This is a genomic window from Rhodococcus sp. WS3, assembly GCF_003797085.1.
In the GTDB taxonomy this organism is placed as follows: Bacteria; Actinomycetota; Actinomycetes; order Mycobacteriales; family Mycobacteriaceae; genus Rhodococcus_F; species Rhodococcus_F globerula.
Map to the genome: position 1 here is coordinate 1,076,275 of NZ_RKMA01000002.1, position 21,755 is coordinate 1,098,029.

Genomic DNA, 21,755 nt, shown 5'->3' on the forward strand with positions numbered 1-21,755 from the left:
GGTCTGGAGGTCAAAAGCATTTCTCCCATGGGAGGATGCCAAACCGAAAGCCCCCCACGCGGCCAGGGCAACAGTGGCGAGCGGTCGGTAGCTGTTCCGTCACCGCAGCATCGCCCACCCCTACAACCCGGCAAATGTGAACGGTTCAGCGGGTTTGAACTGATCAGTGGAATCACCCGAGTAGACAGTGCTCTCGTCCGGCCCGAGTTCGAGCTTCCGGACGGTTGACCCCTCACTCAGATCGATCGACGACACATCCACCCAGAAAGTGTTCGGCGTCATGGCCGATTCGAAGAAGTACAGTCCGCGTTTGTGATCGACAACGGTGCGCCACCGTGTCGATGAGATGTTCGGCTCGTCGGGAGTCGAAATACCCAGGGGCACTGACACGTTCCGAATGACACTGAAGGTCGCGGCCAATGCTGCCCTCGGATCGTCGGTCTTCGGGACTGCGTCGACGTAGAACGAGGCACGGGCAAAACGATCCGCAGCTCGATTGGTACCGGGCAACATGACGGTTCCGTTGATCTGCTTCCAGTACTCGTTGACGGCGAGTTGTTTGTCGAAGATCGGAGAATTTGTCATCACCTGATGCTCACGACTGTGGTGAATTGTCTGTCGGCCACCGATGTACTCGATGATGGCGCTGTCACCGCTGGCGTCCGAGAGCGACATGTGCAGTGTTGCCAGGCGGTCTTCTCCCGGAACGGCCGCAGTCACGATGGTGAAGGGCTCCGCTGCCAGCACCTCGACGGCTTCCGCGACGCTCCCACACCGGTCCAACACGTACTGCGCCCACGCAGCAATCGACAGGCCTGGAGTTGATCCGTCGTAGGCCGGATACTCGGATTCAACGAGCCACAACAGATTTGCGGACAGTCCTGCGTCGTTGACCCCATCCGTCGTGCACATGTCGTAAGCGGAAGCCACAACACTGCCGTACAACGATGTCCACTTTATCGAATTCGGCCCGGCGCAGCCTTCACGCTCCATGCCACGGGGAAATGCCCACAGGTTGGTACCGAGATCGAGCTTCCAGTCCATCGATCGGGCAGTGATCACGGTGTCGTTCGGCCCCAGGTAAACCAATCGCGTACACATCGAGAAACTTTCCTTTCGTCGCTGAGTTAGGGCGTGACGATATTGAAGCTGGGATCGAAGGTATCCAACAACCCTCCGAGCGTCTTCAAAGCCGAATCGTCGCCGTCGAGCGAGATCTTGCCGGCCCTAGCCAACTCGGGCGCTGCACCTGGTTGCAGAAGTGCGCCGATCAGCGCAGGTTTCGGCCCCGAGACCGTCAGCTGCGTGTTCGACGCCGCCCCCCGCCTGGCATTGAGAACGCCACGCTTGACCCACGTCGTCCATGTCTCGTCGTCGTGATCGGTGAACACGAAATCGATGCGGAGATCGACGTCAGCTGCCTTGTCACCGATGAGATGTACTGCGACGAAGTCGAACAGGATGTCGATGGGCATCGCGAGGACACTGTCCTCACTTGCCGTGATGTAGGGCGGAGGTTGCGAGCCTTCACGTAATTCCAGGGCGGCTGTCAGGTAGATCCCGCGCCACTGCGGCCCTTCGGCTTGATACCCCATCTGTTCGTAGACGTCGGCCTGGAGGTTCTTCGCCTCGGTGTTCTCCGGTTGCGCGAACACCAACTTGTGCAGGATCTCAGCTGCCCAGCGGTAGTCCCCCGCATCGAAAGCCCGCTTGCCCTCGTCCAGAATCTTCTGTGCACCAAGGAGATCGACAAATCGCCTGGCCGACTCCACCGGCGGATGCGGATGAAGCGACACCGGATCGCCGTCCCACATTCCGAGTTCCTTGGTGTACACGGCGCGAACGTCGTGGTGCAGTGTTCCGTGATATCCGCGGTTGTACCACTTGCGGCCGAGTTCGTCCGGTAGCTCGATGACCTCGGCAGCTTCGAGTGGTGTGTATCCCTTGTTAGCCAGACGCAGCGCCTGGTCGTGAATGTATTTGTATGTGTCTCTTTGGGATTCGATGAAGGTAACCAGGTTCTCGTTGCCCCACACCGGCCAGGTGTGCGGACCGTAATGAACAGCCGCGTCGTCTCCCCACCGTTCGAGAGTCTCGTCCAGATACCGAGCGAAGTTGCGGGCGTCGCGAGTACGCGCACCCCGCAGGGTCTGGATGTTATGGAGCGAATGATTGGCGTTCTCCGCACAGGTCAAGGCCGCGAGTTCGGGGATCCAGATATGCATTTCCTCCGGAGCCTCGGTGTCCGGCGCATAAAGGAATTCGAACTCCAGACCCGCAATTTCGCGTTTCGTTCCGGTTTCGGTGATGCCGTCGGTGGGGGAAATATACGAGATCCGAGGCCCTTTGGTGCTGAGCACACCGATTCCGCAGGACACTGCGCCCTTCGGACCGAGGTCGAGTAATCCACCGAAGGCATAGAACGACCGCCTGGCCATCGCATTGCCGGCAACAACATTTTCACCGATTGCAAACTTGTCGAACGAGGCAATCGTGCCCGGCGCGATGATCGGCACCTTCCCCGACGCAACGTCGTCGACATCGACGATTCCCTTGACGCCGCCGTAGTGGTCGATGTGCGTATGCGTGTAGATAATTGCCGCAACCGGCTTGTCGCTGACGTGCTCGCGAATCATCTTCATGCCTTGACGGGCCGATTCCACACCCGCCATGCAGTCGATGACGATCAGACCTTCGTCACCTTCTACGACCGTCAGGTTGGCCAGGTCGTTGTTTCGCACCTGATAGAGGCGATCCGTCACCTGGTAGAGCCCACCTTTGCGGATTACCTGACTCTGGCGCCACAGACTGGGGTTGACGGTGTCCGGCGCGGGAACGTCGTCACCGATGTATTCCATCGCCTCGGGATCGAAGACCACATGCCCGTCGTCGCCGAGCACATTGCCCGGTAGCGGAGCGATCAAGCCACGATCCGCGTCCACGAAGTCTTGCCGGTCCTCCATCGCATATCGCTCGACTGCTTCGCGATTCACCGTCACAGTGGCCGGTGTTGCGTCCTTGGGTGTCTGGCACATGGCACTCCCCGTTCGGTTACGACGATCGGTTACACCCCCATCTCTATCGGGCGGGCGGGGTAGTTGGAATCACCCGTGCTGGGTGAACCGATGCTGACTGAGCCAATGTCGGCTGAGCCGATGCACACGCGATGACAAGAACCACCAACCCGCACGCGACAACGAGCATCCACCCCGCGTGTGACGCCTGCGCGACGTCCGAATCGACAGTGTTCGCGACAAAGCCACCGGCCAGTGCGACGCCGAGAGCAGCGCCGAACTGTCTTGCACTGGATGTGATTCCACCAGCGAGTCCAGCTTGCGATTGAGGCAGTCCGCTGACAGCAGTGCTGGTGATGGGGGCATTCGAGAAACCGAACCCGATACCGAGAAACAGGTAGGCGACAAGCACAGTCGGAAGACCGGTGTTGTTGTCGAGCGATACGAGACACAGGCCACCCAACGCGGTGAAGCCGCCGGCGATCAGCAGCGGTAACCGCGGCCCGACGCGTCCGACCAGAATCCCCGACAACGGTGCGCACACGGTTGCTGCAACAGCCATCGGGAGAATCACGACGCCCGCGGTGGCCGGGGTCATGCCACGCGCTTGTTGCAGGTAGAGCGTGCCGAGCAGCAGCGTCGCGTTCAATGCCACGAACACCACAACTGCGCCGAGAACCGCCGCAGAAAACGGTCTGTGCCGAAACAGTGCAGGGTCGACGAGTGGTTCGGCTTTCCTCGATTCGACAGCAATGAACGAAGCCAGAGCGAGCGCGACTGCGATGTAACCGACCACAGCACCGGGTGACGTCCATCCGATTCGTGGGCCCTCGATGAGCAGCCCCACCGCACCGCCCACAACAGCGACCAACAGTATTTGTCCCGGCAGGTCGAGCCTTCTCGCCTGCGGAGCGCGCGATTCCGGCACGAACACAGCAGTCAACACCAGAACAATCACGATCACCGGGACGTTGACCCAGAACACGGAGCGCCAACCGAAGCTCTCGATGAGCACTCCACCGACGATCGGCCCGACGGCCATACTCAGACCGAAGACCGCGGCCCACACGCCGATCGCCTTGGCTCGCTCCTTCGGGTCGGTCATCACGTTGACCACGATTGCGAGCGCGACCGGACTCAACATCGAACCGCCAACGCCCTGTGCAATTCTCGCGGCGATCAGCACGCCTACTGACGGCGCAAGTGCGCACGCTATCGACGCGACTCCGAACACGACCAGTCCGATCTGGAAAACGCGTCTACGGCCGAACCTGTCGGCCAGGGCTCCGGACGAGATCAGCAAGCTCGCCAGTACGAGTGTGTATGCGTTGACGACCCATTCGAGACCACGGATGCCGACGTGGAAACTTGCCCCGATCGTCGGCAGCGCGACATTGACGATGGTCGTGTCCAATCCGACCACGAACAAACTCGTGCAGCAGATTGCCAGGACGCCCCACCGCCGTCGGGCATGCATTCCGATCGCCTGCGGTCTGTCGATTCCGCTCGAAGGTTTCATGGTTGGACTCCCTCTGTACTGATGCTGTTGTGCTGATGCTGTGCCGTGGTCGCCTGTCGAAAGGATCGTCGCAACCGGGCCTGCGAACTCGGTAGGAAATTTGCGGAAACTGCAAAGATGAGCACATGGATACCGAACTGGAGAAGATGCTCAGCGCTATCGGACCGAGATTGCGGGCACTTCGTCGCGATCGCGACATGACCCTCGAAGCTCTGTCCGACGCCACCGGTATCTCCGTCAGCGCACTGTCACGACTCGAGTCGGGCAAGCGTCGTCCTACCCTCGATTTGCTTGTGCCTCTTGCCCGAACCCACCGTGTGGCACTGGACCAACTGGTTGGGGCGCCCGCCACCGGGGACCCCAGAGTTCACCTCACACCGAGTCGCCGCCGAAATGGGAGCGCTGTAGTGCCGTTGACGCGCTACCCGGGCCGGGTTCAGGTCTTCAAGCAGGTGATCGGGCCTCGCCCGCCGAAACTCGTCACACATGCCGGATACGAGTGGCTTTACGTTCTCGCCGGCGACCTACGCCTGATTCTCGGCGAGCATGAGGTTGTCCTCCGGCCAGGAGAAGTCGCGGAGTTCGACACCGCGGAGCCCCATTGGTTCGGCCCGGCAGATGACCAGGTTGTCGAGATCCTGCACCTGTTCGGCCCCAGCGGCGACAAGGCCCGCGTGCGCACGAACTCGAAAACTATTGCCGCACAAAAGTGAGACCTCCGACTGATCTGCCTGCGACGGCGAGTCGGCACGAGGCGTTCGGTCGCGTTCGGTGCCACTCGATTCACCCGCCGCGGATGATGCGCCGAGCCGTGCGGAATTCGACCATGTGAGGACGTGATCATCGACTCTTCGAGGGAGCTGCATCGATATGGCGCTGGATTACTCCGACCGCACGGATTTCGACAACGCCGAGCGGGGCTTCATCGCCACGCTCGAACCGCTTACCATCAAGAACGCCGACGGACGGATTGTTTTCGATCTGTCCGGCTACAGCTATCTCGACGAACCGTGCCCGGACACAGTTCATCCGAGCCTGTTTCGTCAGGCGCAGCTCTGCGTCAAGAACGGACTCTTCGAGGTCACCGACGGGATCTATCAGATCCGCGGGTTCGATATTTCCAATATGACGATCGTCGAGGGCGATACCGGCGTCATCGTGATCGACCCGATGATCTCCGCCGAGTGCGCTGCCGCAGGTCTTGCGCTCTACCGCGAGCACCGCGGTGACCGTCCGGTCACCGGCTTGATCTATACCCATTCACACGCAGACCATTTCGGCGGCGTGATGGGAGTTCTGCCGGACGGCGCCGGCGACGTGCCGATCATCGCGCCCGAAGGATTTCTCGAACACGCGGTATCGGAAAACGTCTATGCGGGAACGGCAATGAACCGTCGCGCGAACTACCAGTATGGCTACACATTGGACGTCGGACCAGAGGGCCAAGCCAGTCTCGGACTGGGCATTCAGACATCCGGTGGATCGGTGGGTCTGATCCCCCCAACTGTCGACATCACCCGTACCGGGCAGGAGGAAACCGTCGACGGAGTGCGGATCGTCTTCCAGATCACGCCGGGCACCGAAGCACCGTCGGAGATGAATTTCCACTTTCCGGGCAGCCGCGCTTTGTGCGTCGCCGAAAATGCCACGCACAACCTGCACAACATCCTCACACTTCGCGGCGCGCTGGTACGTGACCCACGCATCTGGTCCCACTACCTCGACGAGGCTGTCGAATTGTTCGCGCCGGATTCCGACGTCGTGTTCGCGTCACACCATTGGCCAACATGGGGATCCGAGAACATCGTGCAGTTCCTGACCGAACAGCGGGACATGTACGCGTACTTGCACGATCAGACGTTGCGGATGGTCAACATCGGACTCACCGGCAGCGAAATCGCCGAGGCGATCACGCTTCCCGCGTCGCTCGACGACGCCTGGCACGTGCGCGGTTACTACGGATCGGTCAGTCACAACGTCAAAGCGATCTACCAGCGATACATGGGCTGGTTCGACGGTCATCCCAGCTCACTCTGGCAGCACCCGCCCGAGCAGTTGGCGGCCCGATACGTCGACGTGATCGGTGGCGTACCGGCAGTGCTCGACAAGGCGCGCGGCTACATCGATGCCGGTGACACGCGGTTCGCGGCCGAACTGCTCAAGCACGCGGTATTTGCCGAACCAGACAACACAGAAGCGAGAAACGCTCTCGCAGATCTCTACACCACGCTCGGCTACGGCGCCGAAAATCCGACCTGGCGCGGTTTCTACCTCACCGGAGCGAAGGAACTGCGAGGCGAAATCACCCCACCACCCATCGATCTCGGCACCGGAATGGCAGCGGCACTGACGGTGGAGCAACTCTTCGACACACTCGCCATCCGCGTCAACGGGCCCCGCGCCGGGGGTGAAAAGCTCTGCATCGAGTGGATTTTCACCGATCTCGACACAAAAGTCCGCATGACTCTCTCCAATGGCGCGCTGATACAGACACCCAACCCGCGGACCAAGGCAACCGCCGATCTCACCCTCACGTTGACCAAAGCCCAGTTGCTCGGGTTGCTGGCCGGCGGCGGACTGGACGGTATCGAGCATTCCGGCGACCCGGCGACGATACAGCGGCTCCTCGGGCTACTCGACAGTCCCGATCCGGCATTTGCGATTGTGACTCCCTGAACGAATACGTAAGGCCCACCCGGCAATTGATTGCCAGGTGGGCCTTACGTATTCAGCAGGGCGGCGATCAGTCGAGGTCGAACCGATCGAGTTCCATCACCTTGGTCCACGCGCTCGCGAAGTCCTCCACGAACTTCTGCTGTGCGTCCGCACTTGCGTACACCTCTGCGAGAGCACGCAGTTCCGAGTTCGATCCGAAGACAAGATCGACGGCAGTGGCAGAGTATTTGACGTCACCGGTGGCCCGGTCACGACCCTCGTAGACGTTCTCCGACGACGTAGACGGCTTCCACTCCGTGCCCATGTCGAGGAGATTGACGAAGAAGTCGTTGGTCAACGTCTGCGGCCGATCGGTCAGCACACCGTGGGCGGTACCCCCGACGTTGGCGTTCAGCCCGCGAAGGCCGCCGACCAGCACCGTCATCTCCGGTGGGGTCAACGTCAACATGTATGCCCGATCGACAAGCAGGATTTCGGCCGGAATCTTCTCCCCGCCGCGCAGGTAGTTCCTGAATCCGTCTGCCCGGGGTTCGAGAACCGCAAAGGACTCCACGTCCGTCTGTTCCTGCGACGCGTCCGCCCGACCGGGTGTGAACGAGACAGAGACTTCGTGGCCGGCGTCCTTGGCGGCCTTCTCGACCGCCGCGGTTCCCGCCAGAACAATCAGATCGGCAAGCGAGACCTTCGCTCCGCCGGACTGGGAATTGAAGTCCTGCTGGATCTGCTCGAGTGCACTCAATACCGTTGACAACTCGGCGGGACTGTTTGCCTCCCAACTCTTCTGCGGCTCGAGGCGAATCCGGGCTCCGTTTGCGCCGCCGCGCATATCGGTGCCACGGAAACTCGCCGCCGACGCCCAGGCGGTAGACACCAACTGCGAGATCGACAGCCCGGACTCCAGTACCTTGCTCTTGAGGGCAGCAATATCCGCATCGCCGATCACCGGGGCAGCGGCGTTGGGAACAGGATCCTGCCACAGCTGCGGTTCCGGAATCCACGGACCGAGATAGCGAGTGACAGGTCCCATGTCGCGGTGCAGCAGCTTGTACCAGGCCTTGGCGAACTCCTCGGCAAATTCGTCCGGGTGATCGAGCCAACGGCGCGTGATCTTCTCGTATGCGGGATCGAGCCGCAGCGAAAGGTCCGTGGTCAGCATGGTCGGAGAGCGCTTCACCGACGAATCGAACGGGTCCGGGATCGTGCCGGCACCGGCGCCGTCCTTGGGCGTCCACTGCCACGCGTCAGCGGGACTCTTGGTCAGTTCCCACTCGTAGCCGTAGAGAATTTCCAGGAACGAGTTGTCCCACTGCGTCGGCGTATTCGTCCACACGACCTCGAGGCCGCTGGTGATGGCGTCCTTCCCCACGCCTGTGCCGAAGGAACTCTTCCAGCCCAAGCCCTGTTGTTCGATCGGAGCGCCTTCGGGTTCGGGCCCGACCAGATCGGCGGGGCCGGCCCCGTGAGTCTTACCGAAGGTGTGTCCGCCGGCGATCAGGGCCGCCGTCTCGACGTCGTTCATCGCCATGCGCGCAAAGGTTTCGCGGATATCGCGGGCAGCGGCGACCGGATCGGGCTGCCCGTTCGGTCCCTCCGGGTTCACGTAGATCAAACCCATCTGCACCGCGCCGAGCGGACCGGACAGCTCACGGTCGCCGCTGTACCGCTCGTCTCCGAGCCACGAGTCCTCCGGGCCCCAGTACATTTCCTCCGGCTCCCAGATGTCCTCGCGACCGAACCCGAAGCCAAAGGTCTTGAACCCCATGGACTCCAAGGCGCAGTTGCCGGCAAAAACCAGAAGGTCGGCCCACGAGATCTGCTTGCCGTATTTCTGCTTGACGGGCCATAGCAAGCGGCGAGCCTTGTCGAGGCTTGCGTTGTCCGGCCAACTGTTCAGCGGCGCAAACCGTTGTGCGCCTTGACCTCCGCCGCCACGGCCGTCCGCGATACGGTAGGTCCCCGCGGCGTGCCAACTCATCCGAATGAACAGACCACCGTAGTGACCGTAGTCTGCGGGCCACCAGTCCTGCGACGTTGTCATCAAGTCGATGACGTCGCGCTTGAGAGCGTCGACGTCGAGTTTCGCGAACTCCGCCGCGTAATCGAAGTCCGAACCCAAAGGGTTGGATTTGGGCGAATGAACACGCAACACCGAAAGGTTTGGCTGGTTCGGCCACCAGTCCTGGTTTGTCATCGGACGATGCGCCGTGGGCGTCGGAGCCGAGATCGCGGGATTTTCACTTTCGCTTCCCCCCTGCGACTTTCCTTCAGGGGCCATCGGGCAACTATCGGACACGTTAATCCCTCCATGAACAAATAGATCCGACTCCGATCACGGGTGTGATCGCGAACTCTGTGATGCCACGCAGTCGGGGCACATCCCCCAGAAGACAACTTCGACTTCGACGAACTCGAAACCGTCGTAATCCGGTGGCGTCAGACAAGGTGCCTCGCCAACTGCGCAATCGACGTCCGACACCGTCCGGCACGATCGGCAGACGACGTGATGATGGTTGTCACCAACCCTCAACTCGTAGAGAGCCACTGAACCGGAAGGCTGAATCCGCCGCACGATTCCCACTGAGGTCAACGCATGCAGTACGTCGTATACCGCTTGGCGAGACACTCCCGGTAGAACCGCCCGAACAGCATCGAAAATCGAATCCGTCGGGGCATGTGGACGCGCATGCAGCGCTTCGAGCACCGCAACCCGTGGTCGGGTCACACGGAGCTCTGCGTCACGCAGTTGTGCTGGAAAGTCCGGCGTCGAGGACACCCCACTACTATGACGCGGATTTCTGGACTGATCCAAGACTTTCGCGAAAATAGTTGGAATTGACGCCAACCGAATGGTTTCGAGCTCGAATTGATTCCGGATTGTTGCCACAGACGTCTCGGTGGCCGTTATCCTCCGGCGCAGTATCCGAGCGGAACCAACGGGCCGACCGACGCGCAGGGTCGAATCCCTTACCTAGCCTGAATGCAATTTCTCGGCGTTGATATCGCTGCGAGTAGAGGTGATCAGCAGCGCCAATGATGCGGCGGTTCGGGTGCAGAAAGCGTCGGCGTCGGTGAGTCCACTGGTGAGTCCGCGGACAATCGTGGCCGCAACGAGGAAATCGAAGGCGACATCGGTGGCGGCGGCAACGTCCGCCTCGGACCGCTCCGGGTACTCGGCGCGCACCCGCTCGAGGAGTGCCAGTCGGGCGGGATACTCGGAACTGAGAACCAGTCGCTGGTACGCGCCTTCCTCTTGTTGATATGCAGAGAGTAAGCCCGGAATGGCTGCGCGAGTTGCCGGTTCCGCCACTTGCGTGAGGAACCATCGCGTCCAGATCAGTAGGTCCTCGCGCAAATTCGAGGTAGTCGCGGGCAATGCACCATTCTGCATGCCGAAGACCGCTTCTTCGATAATCGATTCGCGAGTTGCCCAGCGCCGATAGATCGCTGCCGTACCCAAGTTTGCTCGTCGGGCGATCGCCGTGATGGTGGTTTTCTGGTAGCCGAGCTCTACGAGCAATTCCCGGGTGGCGGCGAGAACGGCCAGGTCCACCTGAGGATCGCGGGGCCTCCCCACGCCAGCGGTACCGGTTCGACGATCTCTGCGTTCATCCACATCCGCGGACATTACCGGAGATATATTTGCCGAAAACTATTACGTTGCGATGCGCTCCGTAATAGATTGAAGGCATCCATCCACCACGAAGGGGCCCGCAGTGATCACTCCGCACGACGAACTGCTCATCCACCAACTACCCACGACACTCGACCACGTCTCGCAAAGCGACCTGCGTTGGACCGAACGCATCGTGATGTACGGGTTCGACAAAACCGGCGAGGTCTCCGTCATGACCGGCCTGGCCAAATACCCGAACCGCAACGTCCTCGACGCCTACGCGATGGTCACACGCAAGGGCGAAGAGGCTCGCGTGGTTCGTCTGTCGACCGAACTGAACCCGCAGACCGGCGCTCTTGCGGCCTGGAGCGTCGGGCCGTACACCTACGAGATCGTCGAACCGCTGCGCAAGGTTCGCTCGACCGTCGAGTCGAACGAGCACGGACTGAGCCTGCAACTCGATTTCTCCGGCGACTTTCCGGTCTACGAGCAGACGGCAGCATTCCACCGCACCCGTGGCAGAGTGCGCGAGGACGCCCGTCGCTTCTACCAGAACGGCACGATCACCGGCTGGATCGAGATCGACGGCGAGCGCATCGAGATCGATCCGGACAACTGGTGGTTCGGTCGTGACCACTCGTGGGGCGTTCGCCACGGCGGCGGGGGCGGCAGCCTGTCGGAGGGCGCGAACCTGCAGCCGTCGGAGGTTCCGGAGGGAGTCCTGTACTACATGGGGATCTTCCAATTCGACGACGAGGTAGTGCATTTCGCGCAGCGTGAAACGAGCACGGGAGCGCGTTGGCAGTTCGAGGGCGAAGTGCTCTTCCCGATCGACAGCGGCAAGGACCCATTACCCATCATCGACGTCGAACACGACCTGAAGTTCCGTGACGATCTGCGCGTCGTGAAATCCGGTACCTTCACCGTGCATCGCGCCGACCGAACCACCGACGTCATCGAAGTGAATCCGGTGTGCGATTTCTGGCCGGGACTGGCCGGTTACGACGAATACCGCGGCTACGCCTCGGGCATGTACCGCGGCAAGGACTTCAGCGACAGCTTCACAGTGGACATCACCAACCTCGAAGAGATCCGCCAAGTGAGCATGCTCAGCGAAACACTGTGCGAGGTTCGGATGGGTGACAAGATCGGGCACGGACTGGTCGAGATGGTTTTCATGGGTGCGAACCCCCGGTACGGGTACACGGACTGGTCGGCAAACCGGACGGACGCACACAATGACTGAACGTGTCGCCGCGCAGGCCCTGGCATCGACCCTGGAACCCGTTGTTCGCGAACAGATTCCAGGCGCACAGGAAGCGAAGATCGTCGCCTGGCAACGCACCGAGCGCGGGTTCTCCACCGAGACCTACCTGTTCGAGCTGGAAGGGTCCGAAAATTCGGGGGCGGGCTTCGTATTCCGACGCCCACCCGAGATCTCCCTGTTTCCCGACTACGACCTACGACGCCAGTATTTGGTGTCGAAGCGACTTGCCGGTACCGATCTGCCTGTCCCCCAGATGCTCTGGATAGACAACGCCGATAATGCTCTCGGCGGGCCGTACTACGTCATGGAACGCATCGGAAATGCCGAGGCTCCCAGCGATTTTCCGTCGTATCACACCGCCGGAAACTACTTCGAGGCCGACGAGCAGAGTCGGGCGCGGATGTGGTGGGGCTGCGTCGAGACGATGGCCCACATCCATCAACTCGACCCCGGCGAGCTTCGCCTCGACTTTCTCTCCATGCCGAGGTTCGGGGACAAACCGATCGAGCAGGCCGTGAACTATCTCGACTGGGCCGTGCGTTGGGCAGCGCCGAGTCTGTCGCCGGTAATGGAGAAGGCACTGTCGTGGCTCCGCGCGAATATCTACGAGCCCGAACATGTCACGTTGTGTTGGGGCGATGCGCGCATGTCGAATATTCTGTACAGCCCGGACCATTCCGTTGCCGGTGTGCTCGACTGGGAAATGGCGTATCTGGGTGATCACGAAGCCGACCTGGCGTGGATGCTGTTCCTCGACTGGGCCTGCAGCGAGTTCGAGGGTCACCCATCTCTGCCGGGCACACCGACCCGGGAGCAGACGATCGCCCGCTACGAGGAACTGACAGGATGGCCGGTCCAGAACCTGTTGTTCAACGAGGTGCTCGCTGCGGTGCTGTTATCGGTTCCGCTACTGCGACTGTCCACGCACCTACAACTCGGTGAGCACGCGGACATCACCGCATTCTGTAGCCGCCGCCTCGAACAGTTGTTGGCACACGCCTAGCGCGGCCTGACCCCACACTGAGTCATTGCGGAGCAATCTCCTGCCAGTCGGTTGACAGCCGTGAGACCCAGTGTGGGTCACGCCGTTCCAGGTAGGCGCGAACCCCCTCGGACGAGTCGGGCTCACCCATCACACGCAAGTGCAACTCTGTCTCGAGGTCCGCTACCCGCTCGGGACCGTATCCATGCCGGGCCGACTGCCACAGTAGACGTTTGGACAGTGCAACCGACATGGGGGCAACGTTCACCGCGATATCCCGAGCGATGTCCAGGGCTGCGGGCAACACGTCGTCTGCGGGCAGGCAACGGCTCGCGAGTCCCAGCCGAACAGCCTCCGCACCGTCAAATGTGCGACCGGTCAACAGGATATCGGCAGCAACCGCCATACCGGCGATATGCGGAACGGTCCAATGTGACATCGCGTCGGGCAACACTCCCCGGCGAACCTGCGGAATCGCATACTTGGCATCCGTGGCAAAAATCCGGATGTCTGTTTGCATCGCGATAGTCAGTCCGATACCTATCGCGTGTCCGTTCACCGCCGCGATCACGGGCTTACGCAAATCGAAAGCCGGTGGATTGATCGGCGATGCCGAAAAGCCGTCACCGACAGGCGCATCGAACGTGTCCGCGCCTCCCTCTAGATCTGCGCCCGCACAGAATGCCGGCGGCGCACCGGTCAGCACGATGGCACGAACGCCGTCGTCGGCGTCAAGATTCCGGTAAGCCTCACCCAATGCTCGACCCATCGCCCCGGTGAACGCGTTGCGTCGTTCCGGCCGGTCAAGGGTGACTACGGCTACGCCGCCGTCCAGCTCCACCAGCACCCCGCTTGTCATCGCATTTTCCCGAGCGCCGAAATCATCTCCGCAACATGGGAATCAGATGCCGGGTATCCGGGAAAGTAGCAGCACACGCGCTCAGCGTGGTCGCCGAATCGCGCGATGATCTTTGCCGCACATTCCTCGGGGGTACCCACCACTGCAAGCGTGTTCATCATGTCTCGATCAATCAGGTCCGTCATTGCAGCAAACTCGCGCCGCTTGGAGAGCGAGTTGAGTTCGGGCTGAACATCTTCCCAGCCGTCGACCTCCAACACCGGCCGATACGCCGGCGTGGAACCGTAGAACCCGAGCAGACTCCGGACGCCGCGCTCGGCGTCGGCGAGTTCGTCTGCGGTCCGCCCGACACCAACCAGCACCTGCGGGTAGATCGCAAGATCCGCCCTGGTACGCCCGCCGAGTTCGAGCCCCTCCTCGATTGCGGGCATGGTCCGCTCGCGAAAATGACGGGCACTGTTGAAGGGCATGACAAGCAACCCGTCTGCCACTTCCGCAGCGGCCCGAGTCATCAAGGGCCCCAACGCTCCCAGACAGATTTCCGGCGGACCGTACGGATTAGGTCCAGGATCGAACGTTGGTGGCATGAGCGTGTGCTGGGTGAACTCGCCCACGAAATCCAGGGGCGAACGCTCTTCCCACGCAGTGAAGATCGCTTTGATCGCAAGTACTGCTTCCCGCATTCGTGCGGCTGGCCGCGACCACTCGCTACCGTAGCGTCGCTCGATATGGGGACGGATCTGCGAACCCAAACCGAGCCGGAATCGACCGCGGCTCAATGCCTGTATGTCGTTCGCAACATGAGCGAGGTGCAACGGACTGCGGGGCAACGCGATCGCCACATTGGTCATGAGGTCCGCCTCGACCACACCTGACGCTGCGACGAGCGGGACAAAAACGTCGTGTGCGCCCTCGAACGTGAAAAGACCGTCGGCGCCCAGCGCAACAAGTTCCTTCGCGCGCGCTGCCGAGTCTTCGGGACGTGAATCCAACTGGAGATCGATCTTCATTCGTGCCCTGCTTTCAGACCGATCGTCTCGCTTGCATGCACTGCCAACACGAACAGCGAACCTGCAAGTGAATCGACGAAGCGGTCCTCGCCCTCGGCGCCACGCGTGAGACCACGCATAGTGGTGGCGCCCGAGAGTAGATCGAACAGGAACGTCGCGTCGACGTCGGCCGGGATTTCTCCCCGCTCGGCGGCACCGTCCAACATCTCTTGAAAGGCCTTGCGAACCGGCGCGCCGATGGCCAGCAAGCGCTGCCGGGCGTCCTCACTCTGAGAGTCCGCGAGCAGTCCGGGAACACCGGCCCTGGCCGCAGGTCGCGCGGCTCGAACCAGGAAGATCCGCACCCACGTCGCGAGGTCTGTTCGGAGGTCTCCGGACACCTCGGGCAACGGATGGCCTCCGGTCCCGTGCACAGCTTCTTCGATCAATGCTTCGCGAGTCGGCCATCGGCGGTAGATAGCCGGCGTATTCACTTCTGCTGACCGGGCGATAGCGGCAATCGTCGTCTGCTGGTAGCCAACTTCGGCCAGGAGGCGGCGCGCTGCAACCAGCACAGCTTGGTCCTTGCCCGGGTCGCGCGGCCGGCCGGCGCGTGGTGTCTCCGAATTCACCATTACATAGTAGCTCGTAACGTTATTAACCGGTGCCCGACATGCCGTACACATGATCTGCTCGCACACTCAGGATCTGGCGGCGTTCCGCCACCATCGCGCGGCGGTAGTCCTCCCAGTCGGGATGCTCATTGCCACTGATGTCTCGATAGAGATCAACCAGCGCGTCGACCACCTCGTCGTGTGGATCGGAAGCTGATGGAGTCAACTTCGCAATGCCTTCGATCACTGCATAGCTCCAGAAATCCGGAGCACTCACATGCAGTGACACCCGCGGGTCACGCTCGGCATTTTTGCTCTTGACGCGGTCCGCCGTAATCGAGATCGATGCCGTTCGCGACTCGGAATCCCAGCGGTAAATGATGTTGGACAGCTGCGGCCTGCCGTCCCGCTTGATTGTTGCCAAAACACCCTGTTTCCCATTGGCAACAAGCTCGAAGAGTGCGTCCCGGACTTCCGTATCGTCGCTCATAGCCCGGACAACGACGCAGGAATGGATATTGTTCCGCACCGGGATCCGCCGAGAATCCACACCATCCGAGATAGTTCAGCGCTGTTTCGCCAGCTTCAAGTACGGGTAACAACTCTTGCAGTCGCGCTTCCATACGTGCGATGGGAGACCTGATGACCGCAGTACCAGTCCGCGCCCTCGTAGGCCGACGGCCGTATCCCCCACGCCGCCTGCGGAAGGGCCAGGCGCTTCTTGACACGTTGACGACCACAGATCCGAAGAAACTCGGCTTGATGTATCTGTTCACGTCGTTCGCCTACTTCTTGATCGGCGGCGTGATGGCGTTGATGATGCGTGCCGAGACAGCTGTTCCAGGAATGCAGTTCCTGTCCAACGAGCAGTACAACCAACTGTTCACCATGCATGGCACCATCATGCTTCTGCTGTACGCGACCCCGATCGTCTTCGGCTTCGCGAACTACATACTGCCGCTGCAGATCGGAGCACCTGACGTCGCGTTTCCCCGATTGAACGCCCTCAGTTACTGGCTCTACCTGTTCGGCGCGATTACTACGATCAGTGGGTTCGTCACGCCTGGCGGCGCGGCCGATTTCGGTTGGACTGCGTACGCGCCGTTGTCCACCGACACGTTCTCACCCGGCGCCGGAGCCAACCTCTGGATTACCGGTCTTACATTGGCCGGAGTCGGAACCATTCTCGGAGCGGTCAACATGATCACCACCGTGATCTGCCTCCGCGCGCCGGGAATGACGATGTTCCGCATGCCGATCTTCACCTGGAACATCTTCATCACGTCGATACTGATCCTGATCGCCTTTCCGATCCTGACTGCAGCCCTGATGGCACTCCTCGCCGACCGAAACCTCGGCGCACACGTCTACGACGCGAGCAACGGCGGTGCCGTCCTGTGGCAGCATTTGTTCTGGTTCTTCGGCCACCCCGAGGTCTATATCGTGGCCCTCCCCTTCTTCGGCATCATTTCGGAGATATTGCCGGTCTTCAGCCGCAAACCGATCTTCGGCTACAACGGCCTGGTCTACGCCACTCTCGCCATTGCGGCGCTGTCCATCGCCGTCTGGGCACACCACATGTTTGCCACCGGCGCCGTTCTATTGCCCTTCTTCTCCTTCATGACCTTCCTGATCGCGGTGCCCACCGGAGTCAAGTTCTTCAACTGGATCGGCACAATGTGGAAGGGACAGTTGACTTTCGAGTCACCCATGCTGTTTTCCCTCGGCTTCTTGGTCACGTTTCTGTTCGGCGGATTGACTGGCATCATCCTCGCGAGCCCACCACTCGACTTCCACGTCACGGACAGCTATTTTGTCGTCGCGCACTTCCACTACGTTCTGTTCGGCACAATCGTGTTCGCGACGTTTGCCGGCATTTACTTCTGGTTCCCGAAGATGACCGGCCGGATGCTGGACGACCGGCTCGGCGTCTGGCATTTCTGGACCACGTTTGTCGGATTCCACGGCACATTCCTTGTGCAGCACTGGCTGGGCGCAGAAGGAATGCCGCGCAGATACGCCGACTACCTACCTTCCGACGGGTTCACGATGCTGAATTCCGTGTCCACGCTCTTCGCGTTCGTTCTCGGTGCATCCACGTTGCCGTTCGTGTGGAACGTCTTCAAGAGCTACCGATATGGCGAAGTGGTCACGGTCGACGATCCGTGGGGATTCGGAAACTCGCTCGAGTGGGCAACCAGTTGTCCCCCGCCCCGGCACAATTTCACCGAACTTCCCAGAATTCGATCAGAACGCCCCGCGTTCGAACTTCACTACCCACACATGGTCGACCGGATGCGCGCCGAAGCTCACATCACCAGCGATGGCCACTCCGCGCGCGCAATGTCCTTGGAAGACACCGCTGATCGTTAAGACGCTCCGTCATACCGCCGCTCGCGCGGTTAGCAGGCTTGTTGACGGGTATTCGTGGGTGGACGAGCGATCAGTGACAACTCGTCCACCTCGTTCCATGCCGGACGACACCAGGAGACGTCATGCAGAAAGCACTGATCTTCATAGCGGGCGCCGCTGCGGGATTCGTCGTGGGCACCAGATCCGGACGACAAACCTACGAAAAGATGAGGGACCAGTCCCTCGAACTGTGGCACAACCCGACTGTCCAGGAAAAAGTGAGCGAAGTGGCGGAAACCGTCAAGGAGAAGGCACCGCAGGTGCAACACAAGGTCGGCGACCTTGCCAAAAAAGCTAGCCACCACAACGCCGAGACAAGCACTGCGAGCGGTCCAGCCATCGGAGAAACACCCGATGAGGTTGCGACCCCAACTCCGACAGCGGAAGGCAACTCGCCCGGCACCCCGGCCCCGCCAGACGATGCCGCACCAAGCGATTCCGGCCAGGGGCACACCAGCCGCAACCAAAACCCGGATCCGAAAGCCTGACCTGACAGAGGCGTTGGTGTGCGGGACAACGGAAATCGCGTGCACCCGAGCCGAACATCCGTCACCTCAATGCAACTGTCGGGTGAACCTCGACCTACAGTTGTCGGATGTCTGTGAATATCGATGTCCGTTTTGGTGTGTATGGCCTCACGCCGGCAGACGCCGACGCGATCTACACATTGTTCGAGCAGGTAGTTGAGGAAAATCGGCTCGAACGTGAGGTGGTCATCTCACGGCGAGAAAATCCCGAAGGGACCCGTGACGTGCACGTCGTGTCACAGCATCCCGTAATTTTCAGCGGTTTCTACAAGTGGCGTCCCACCTTCGAGAAGTCGTTGCAGCTTCGCGTCGCGGAGGCGGTTCCGCCCGCGAAGGTTGTGTTCGACTGGAACTACCCTGACGAGGACTGAAGACGAGGATCGCGGTAGCGGCGCGTAGCGCGGCCGCAAGCCGCGGCCTGGCTCGCTGGGCCGGCCGGCCCGCTGTCCACTGGCGTGGGCTTGGCGACACACCGAAACAGGATCACCAAAAGGACAGCGGGCCACGACGTCAGCGTGCGTCGACGGCTTCCTTCACTGTCTCGTGCATCTCGGTAAGTGCTCGCGCACAGTCGTTCCGGGTGTAACCGAGGAGCGCGGTGTCGGCGTCAGACGGCTCGTAGGAGATGACGTTGCCGCGCCCCTGGACGATGAAGCTGTCCGGAAGGATGGGGTGCTCCTCATTGCGTTCGCCGATCTCCCGGTCGCCGCCTGCCGCAGCAACCAGCAACTGGAAATACTGCTGGTAGGTGAGATTCTGGTCGCCGATCAGATATGCCTTGCCGGATTCCGCGTGTTGCAGCGCGCCCCAGATCGCTTCCGCCAAAGACCGCACCGACATGAAATTGGTGCCGCCGGCCGGAGCGAAATCAGGAATCTGTGCCTCGTTGCCCGCAGCCCACGAGAACATCTTGCGGTAACGCTTGGCAGACGTTCCACTGATGACGCCGAGAATTGAGGGCGGGTTCAGCGTCGAGACATTGAAGGTCTCGTCGGCCAACGCCCGTGCTCCTTCGTCGGCAGCCTTTCGCGCAGCGATGTACGGCATCGTCTCTGCCAATTCGGGACGCAGATGGTGGTAGTAGCTTCCCACCTGGACGAACCGGGCAACACCAGCCTCTTTGGCCAGGGCCGCGAACCGCGGCACCCCACCGGACTGTGTCTTCTCCCAGAATTCCGCCTCATCGACGCCGCGGCCCATGTGTCGCACGTCCTGACCGGCGGCAAAGACGATCGCGTCGAACGGTGCCAGTTGATCCGCCGTGAAAGTTTGTTCCGTGTAGTCACCGAGCAGGACCGGGAAATCTCGCACAGGCGAGTCATCGGCGAGTGGATTACGCGCCGCGACGGTGACGTCGTTTCCCATGTCGCGAAGGTGAAGTGCCGTGTGGGCACCGATCATGCCAGTTCCGCCAACAATCAGGATCTTCACAGAATGCCTCTTCTTTACGTAGAGAATTACTTCTAGGTGGAGAAATACTTCGATTCATGAATCTAGGTAAACCGGAATCGCTTCGGGATGACTTCTCTCACCAACCGGGATCAAAAATTCATTTCGCCGGGTGCGCGCCGGTCAGCTCGAGCCTGACGCCGGCGGTATAGACACCGACCAACAGGGCGGCAAGCACTGCCGAGATACCGACCGCCGTGTTCGCCACTTCGCCACCCAGTCGGCCCTGCGCCACCCACGCGAGTCCCCACACAATGCCGATCGACGGCGCGATCGCGCCGCGCGAACCGGTCGCAAGGCCAACTCCGACCATGGCAGCGACGGCGAGAACAATGACTGCCCACGTCGTCGCGGCACTCGTGATACCCAGATCGACGAGCCAGGCGGTGACGTTGGCAATGGTTGCGACGCACACCCAGCCGAGATACAGACCCATGGTGCCGTCCGTGATCACCGCGTCGATCCCGTTCTCCGGGCGCTGTCGCTGAAGCAGCACGAACACTCGCGCAAGCACGGCCAGCAGACTCGCGATAATCACGACGCTCAGCCACAACAATCCGGCCTGCACCGAGAGAATCCAGGCAGCATTGAGGAGCATCGACACGGCTATCGCGGGACGCAAGGCCTCGTGACGCACAGTTCTGCCCGGCAGGAACTGCCAGATCGCGTATGCGAGAAAACCGCCGTAGACAACCGACCAGATCGAGAACGCAGTCCCGGCCGGTGCCACCAGCGTTGAAGTAGCGCTCAGTGCACCTCCTGCTGCCTCCGCGATAGGCGTGCCGATCCAGGCTCCCGAACCGATGAACGATCCGACTACTGCGATCACGGCGCTGACAACAACGACGAGTTTCATAACCTGACCCATACCGGATGTATGCCCAGCGAGTCCGAGTACGACTCCCGTTGGCGATCGCGGTGCCACGGCGTTCCCGGTGTAACAATGATGTGTGGACTTCGACAGCACAGCCGACGAACTCTACGCACTCGACCCGTCCGAATTCATCGGCGCGCGACGCGCCGCAGTCGCGCGCGCCAAGGAGTTGGGCGATACGACGCTGGCGAAAAATCTGAATGCCCTGCGCAAACCCACGACAACGGGATGGGCTCTCAACCTTCTCGTTCGGGTCGAGCCGGAAAGCGTCGATCGTTTGCTCGAACTCGGAGCAGCACTGCGATCCGCACAACAGGCCCTACGCGCTGAAGAGTTGCGGTCCCTGGCTTCCCGGCGAGCGGCCGTCATCTCAGCGCTGACCGAACGCGCCTCGGCCGCGGCACAAGATCGTGGCCGCCCGCTGTCGGAGACAGTGATGCGCGAGATCGGGCAGTCACTGTCGGCGGCGCTCTCCGAACCCGATATCGGCGCCGATCTACGTCGCGGCCGGATGCTGGGCTCAGTGTCGTACAGCGGCTTCGGCCCTGCCGCGCTCGCATCGGTACCTGAACCGACCGCACCGGCGCCTTCCGACGCCGAGCCGAAAGGACAGCCGACTGGGGCCGCGCGAAAACAGGCCCAGGCTCGCGTCAGTGACGCGGAAACTGCTGCGCATCAGGCTACTTCGGAACTCGACTCGGCTACTGCGAGGGTGAACGAGGCGGCGCAGAAGGTCTCCGATCTCCGAGAGGCTTTGTCACAGGCCGAGCAGGAGTGCCGGTTTGCCGAGTCCGCTCGGCGCACCGCCGAGGAAGCCGCGGAGCGGGCGGCGACGAAGCTGACGCAGGCCAGGGATCTTGCTGCCGAGTTCGACACCTGATATTTCCCACGTCCGACCCATCCGCCTTCGATCCGGCTACGAATGCACTACAGACGGCATCTGGCCTGTCCCTGCCGAAT

General features: G+C 61.3%; 20 protein-coding genes. 8 read left to right on the forward strand and 12 right to left on the reverse strand.

Annotated features, from left to right (window positions below; genetic code table 11):
- Window positions 1-120: 120 nt before the first annotated feature.
- From EEB13_RS19045 to EEB13_RS19055, 3 genes are read right to left on the reverse strand one after another with little or no spacing between them, the layout of a single operon-like run.
- A complete protein-coding gene (locus EEB13_RS19045; RefSeq protein ID WP_141486056.1) occupies window positions 121-1,101 on the reverse strand; it encodes a linear amide C-N hydrolase in 981 nt (326 codons plus the stop codon).
- A gap of 26 nt (window positions 1,102-1,127) precedes the next feature.
- Window positions 1,128-3,035, reverse strand: a complete 1,908-nt coding sequence (locus EEB13_RS19050; protein ID WP_141486057.1) for an alkyl/aryl-sulfatase — start codon at window positions 3,033-3,035, stop codon at window positions 1,128-1,130.
- 43 nt (window positions 3,036-3,078) lie between these two features.
- On the reverse strand, window positions 3,079-4,533 hold the full coding sequence (locus EEB13_RS19055) for an MFS transporter (RefSeq protein ID WP_141486058.1): 1,455 nt from the start codon (window positions 4,531-4,533) through the stop codon (window positions 3,079-3,081).
- A 125-nt stretch (window positions 4,534-4,658) separates the two neighbouring features.
- On the opposite strand from EEB13_RS19055, the gene EEB13_RS19060 reads away from it, so the two are divergent.
- Together EEB13_RS19060 and EEB13_RS19065 are read left to right on the forward strand one after the other, a co-directional pair.
- Window positions 4,659-5,246 carry a helix-turn-helix domain-containing protein gene (locus EEB13_RS19060; RefSeq protein ID WP_095886004.1) on the forward strand — a complete coding sequence of 196 codons (588 nt, stop codon included), beginning with the start codon at window positions 4,659-4,661 and terminating at the stop codon, window positions 5,244-5,246.
- 157 nt (window positions 5,247-5,403) lie between these two features.
- The gene (locus EEB13_RS19065; protein WP_141486059.1) at window positions 5,404-7,209 is read left to right on the forward strand and encodes an alkyl/aryl-sulfatase; all 1,806 of its coding nucleotides are present in this window, start codon (window positions 5,404-5,406) and stop codon (window positions 7,207-7,209) included.
- 67 nt (window positions 7,210-7,276) lie between these two features.
- On the opposite strand, the gene katG is transcribed toward EEB13_RS19065, so the two are convergent.
- The 3 genes from katG to EEB13_RS19080 form a co-directional block, all read right to left on the reverse strand.
- On the reverse strand, window positions 7,277-9,502 hold the full coding sequence (gene katG, locus EEB13_RS19070; protein ID WP_116103912.1) for a catalase/peroxidase HPI: 2,226 nt from the start codon (window positions 9,500-9,502) through the stop codon (window positions 7,277-7,279).
- Window positions 9,503-9,538: 36 nt separating this feature from the next.
- A complete protein-coding gene (locus EEB13_RS19075; protein ID WP_045067939.1) occupies window positions 9,539-9,982 on the reverse strand; it encodes a Fur family transcriptional regulator in 444 nt (147 codons plus the stop codon).
- Window positions 9,983-10,177: 195 nt separating this feature from the next.
- Window positions 10,178-10,822, reverse strand: coding sequence for a TetR/AcrR family transcriptional regulator (locus tag EEB13_RS19080; RefSeq protein WP_261984594.1), 645 nt, complete (start codon window positions 10,820-10,822; stop codon window positions 10,178-10,180).
- A gap of 100 nt (window positions 10,823-10,922) precedes the next feature.
- Here EEB13_RS19080 and EEB13_RS19085 point away from each other — a divergent pair, with 100 nt between their 5' ends.
- Window positions 10,923-12,068: a hypothetical protein gene (locus EEB13_RS19085; protein ID WP_045067251.1), complete on the forward strand. Its 1,146-nt coding sequence runs from the start codon at window positions 10,923-10,925 to the stop codon at window positions 12,066-12,068.
- Window positions 12,061-13,092 (forward strand): phosphotransferase family protein, encoded by a 1,032-nt coding sequence (locus EEB13_RS19090; RefSeq protein WP_045067248.1) that lies wholly within the window; start codon window positions 12,061-12,063, stop codon window positions 13,090-13,092. Before EEB13_RS19085 ends, EEB13_RS19090 begins: the two co-directional genes overlap by 8 nt.
- 22 nt (window positions 13,093-13,114) lie before the next feature.
- Here the strand turns inward: EEB13_RS19090 and EEB13_RS19095 are convergent, their stop codons facing one another.
- From EEB13_RS19095 to EEB13_RS19110, 4 genes are read right to left on the reverse strand one after another with little or no spacing between them, the layout of a single operon-like run.
- Entirely contained in the window at window positions 13,115-13,930 is an 816-nt protein-coding gene (locus tag EEB13_RS19095) for an enoyl-CoA hydratase/isomerase family protein (protein ID WP_116103909.1), read from the reverse strand.
- Window positions 13,927-14,940 (reverse strand): TIGR03617 family F420-dependent LLM class oxidoreductase, encoded by a 1,014-nt coding sequence (locus tag EEB13_RS19100; RefSeq protein ID WP_141486060.1) that lies wholly within the window; start codon window positions 14,938-14,940, stop codon window positions 13,927-13,929. Before EEB13_RS19100 ends, EEB13_RS19095 begins: the two co-directional genes overlap by 4 nt.
- Entirely contained in the window at window positions 14,937-15,551 is a 615-nt protein-coding gene (locus EEB13_RS19105; protein WP_233365795.1) for a TetR/AcrR family transcriptional regulator, read from the reverse strand. The genes EEB13_RS19100 and EEB13_RS19105 overlap by 4 nt, the downstream gene beginning before the upstream one ends.
- Before the next feature lie 25 nt (window positions 15,552-15,576).
- Window positions 15,577-16,023: a PPOX class F420-dependent oxidoreductase gene (locus tag EEB13_RS19110; protein WP_045067240.1), complete on the reverse strand. Its 447-nt coding sequence runs from the start codon at window positions 16,021-16,023 to the stop codon at window positions 15,577-15,579.
- Window positions 16,024-16,175: 152 nt separating this feature from the next.
- Between EEB13_RS19110 and ctaD the strand changes: the two genes are divergently transcribed.
- The 3 genes from ctaD (at window position 16,176) to EEB13_RS19125 (ending at window position 18,843) form a co-directional block, all read left to right on the forward strand.
- Window positions 16,176-17,906, forward strand: coding sequence for a cytochrome c oxidase subunit I (gene ctaD, locus EEB13_RS19115; RefSeq protein ID WP_033234946.1), 1,731 nt, complete (start codon window positions 16,176-16,178; stop codon window positions 17,904-17,906).
- A 122-nt stretch (window positions 17,907-18,028) separates the two neighbouring features.
- Window positions 18,029-18,433, forward strand: coding sequence for a YtxH domain-containing protein (locus EEB13_RS32080; protein ID WP_045067238.1), 405 nt, complete (start codon window positions 18,029-18,031; stop codon window positions 18,431-18,433).
- Between the two features lie 107 nt (window positions 18,434-18,540).
- Entirely contained in the window at window positions 18,541-18,843 is a 303-nt protein-coding gene (locus EEB13_RS19125; protein ID WP_033234947.1) for a hypothetical protein, read from the forward strand.
- Between the two features lie 139 nt (window positions 18,844-18,982).
- On the opposite strand, the gene EEB13_RS19130 is transcribed toward EEB13_RS19125, so the two are convergent.
- Together EEB13_RS19130 and EEB13_RS19135 are read right to left on the reverse strand one after the other, a co-directional pair.
- Window positions 18,983-19,903, reverse strand: coding sequence for an NAD-dependent epimerase/dehydratase family protein (locus EEB13_RS19130; RefSeq protein ID WP_033234948.1), 921 nt, complete (start codon window positions 19,901-19,903; stop codon window positions 18,983-18,985).
- Window positions 19,904-20,021: 118 nt separating this feature from the next.
- The gene (locus EEB13_RS19135; RefSeq protein WP_045067938.1) at window positions 20,022-20,777 is read right to left on the reverse strand and encodes a tryptophan-rich sensory protein; all 756 of its coding nucleotides are present in this window, start codon (window positions 20,775-20,777) and stop codon (window positions 20,022-20,024) included.
- Between the two features lie 94 nt (window positions 20,778-20,871).
- Between EEB13_RS19135 and EEB13_RS19140 the strand changes: the two genes are divergently transcribed.
- On the forward strand, window positions 20,872-21,675 hold the full coding sequence (locus EEB13_RS19140) for a hypothetical protein (protein WP_033234949.1): 804 nt from the start codon (window positions 20,872-20,874) through the stop codon (window positions 21,673-21,675).
- Window positions 21,676-21,755: the final 80 nt, after the last annotated feature.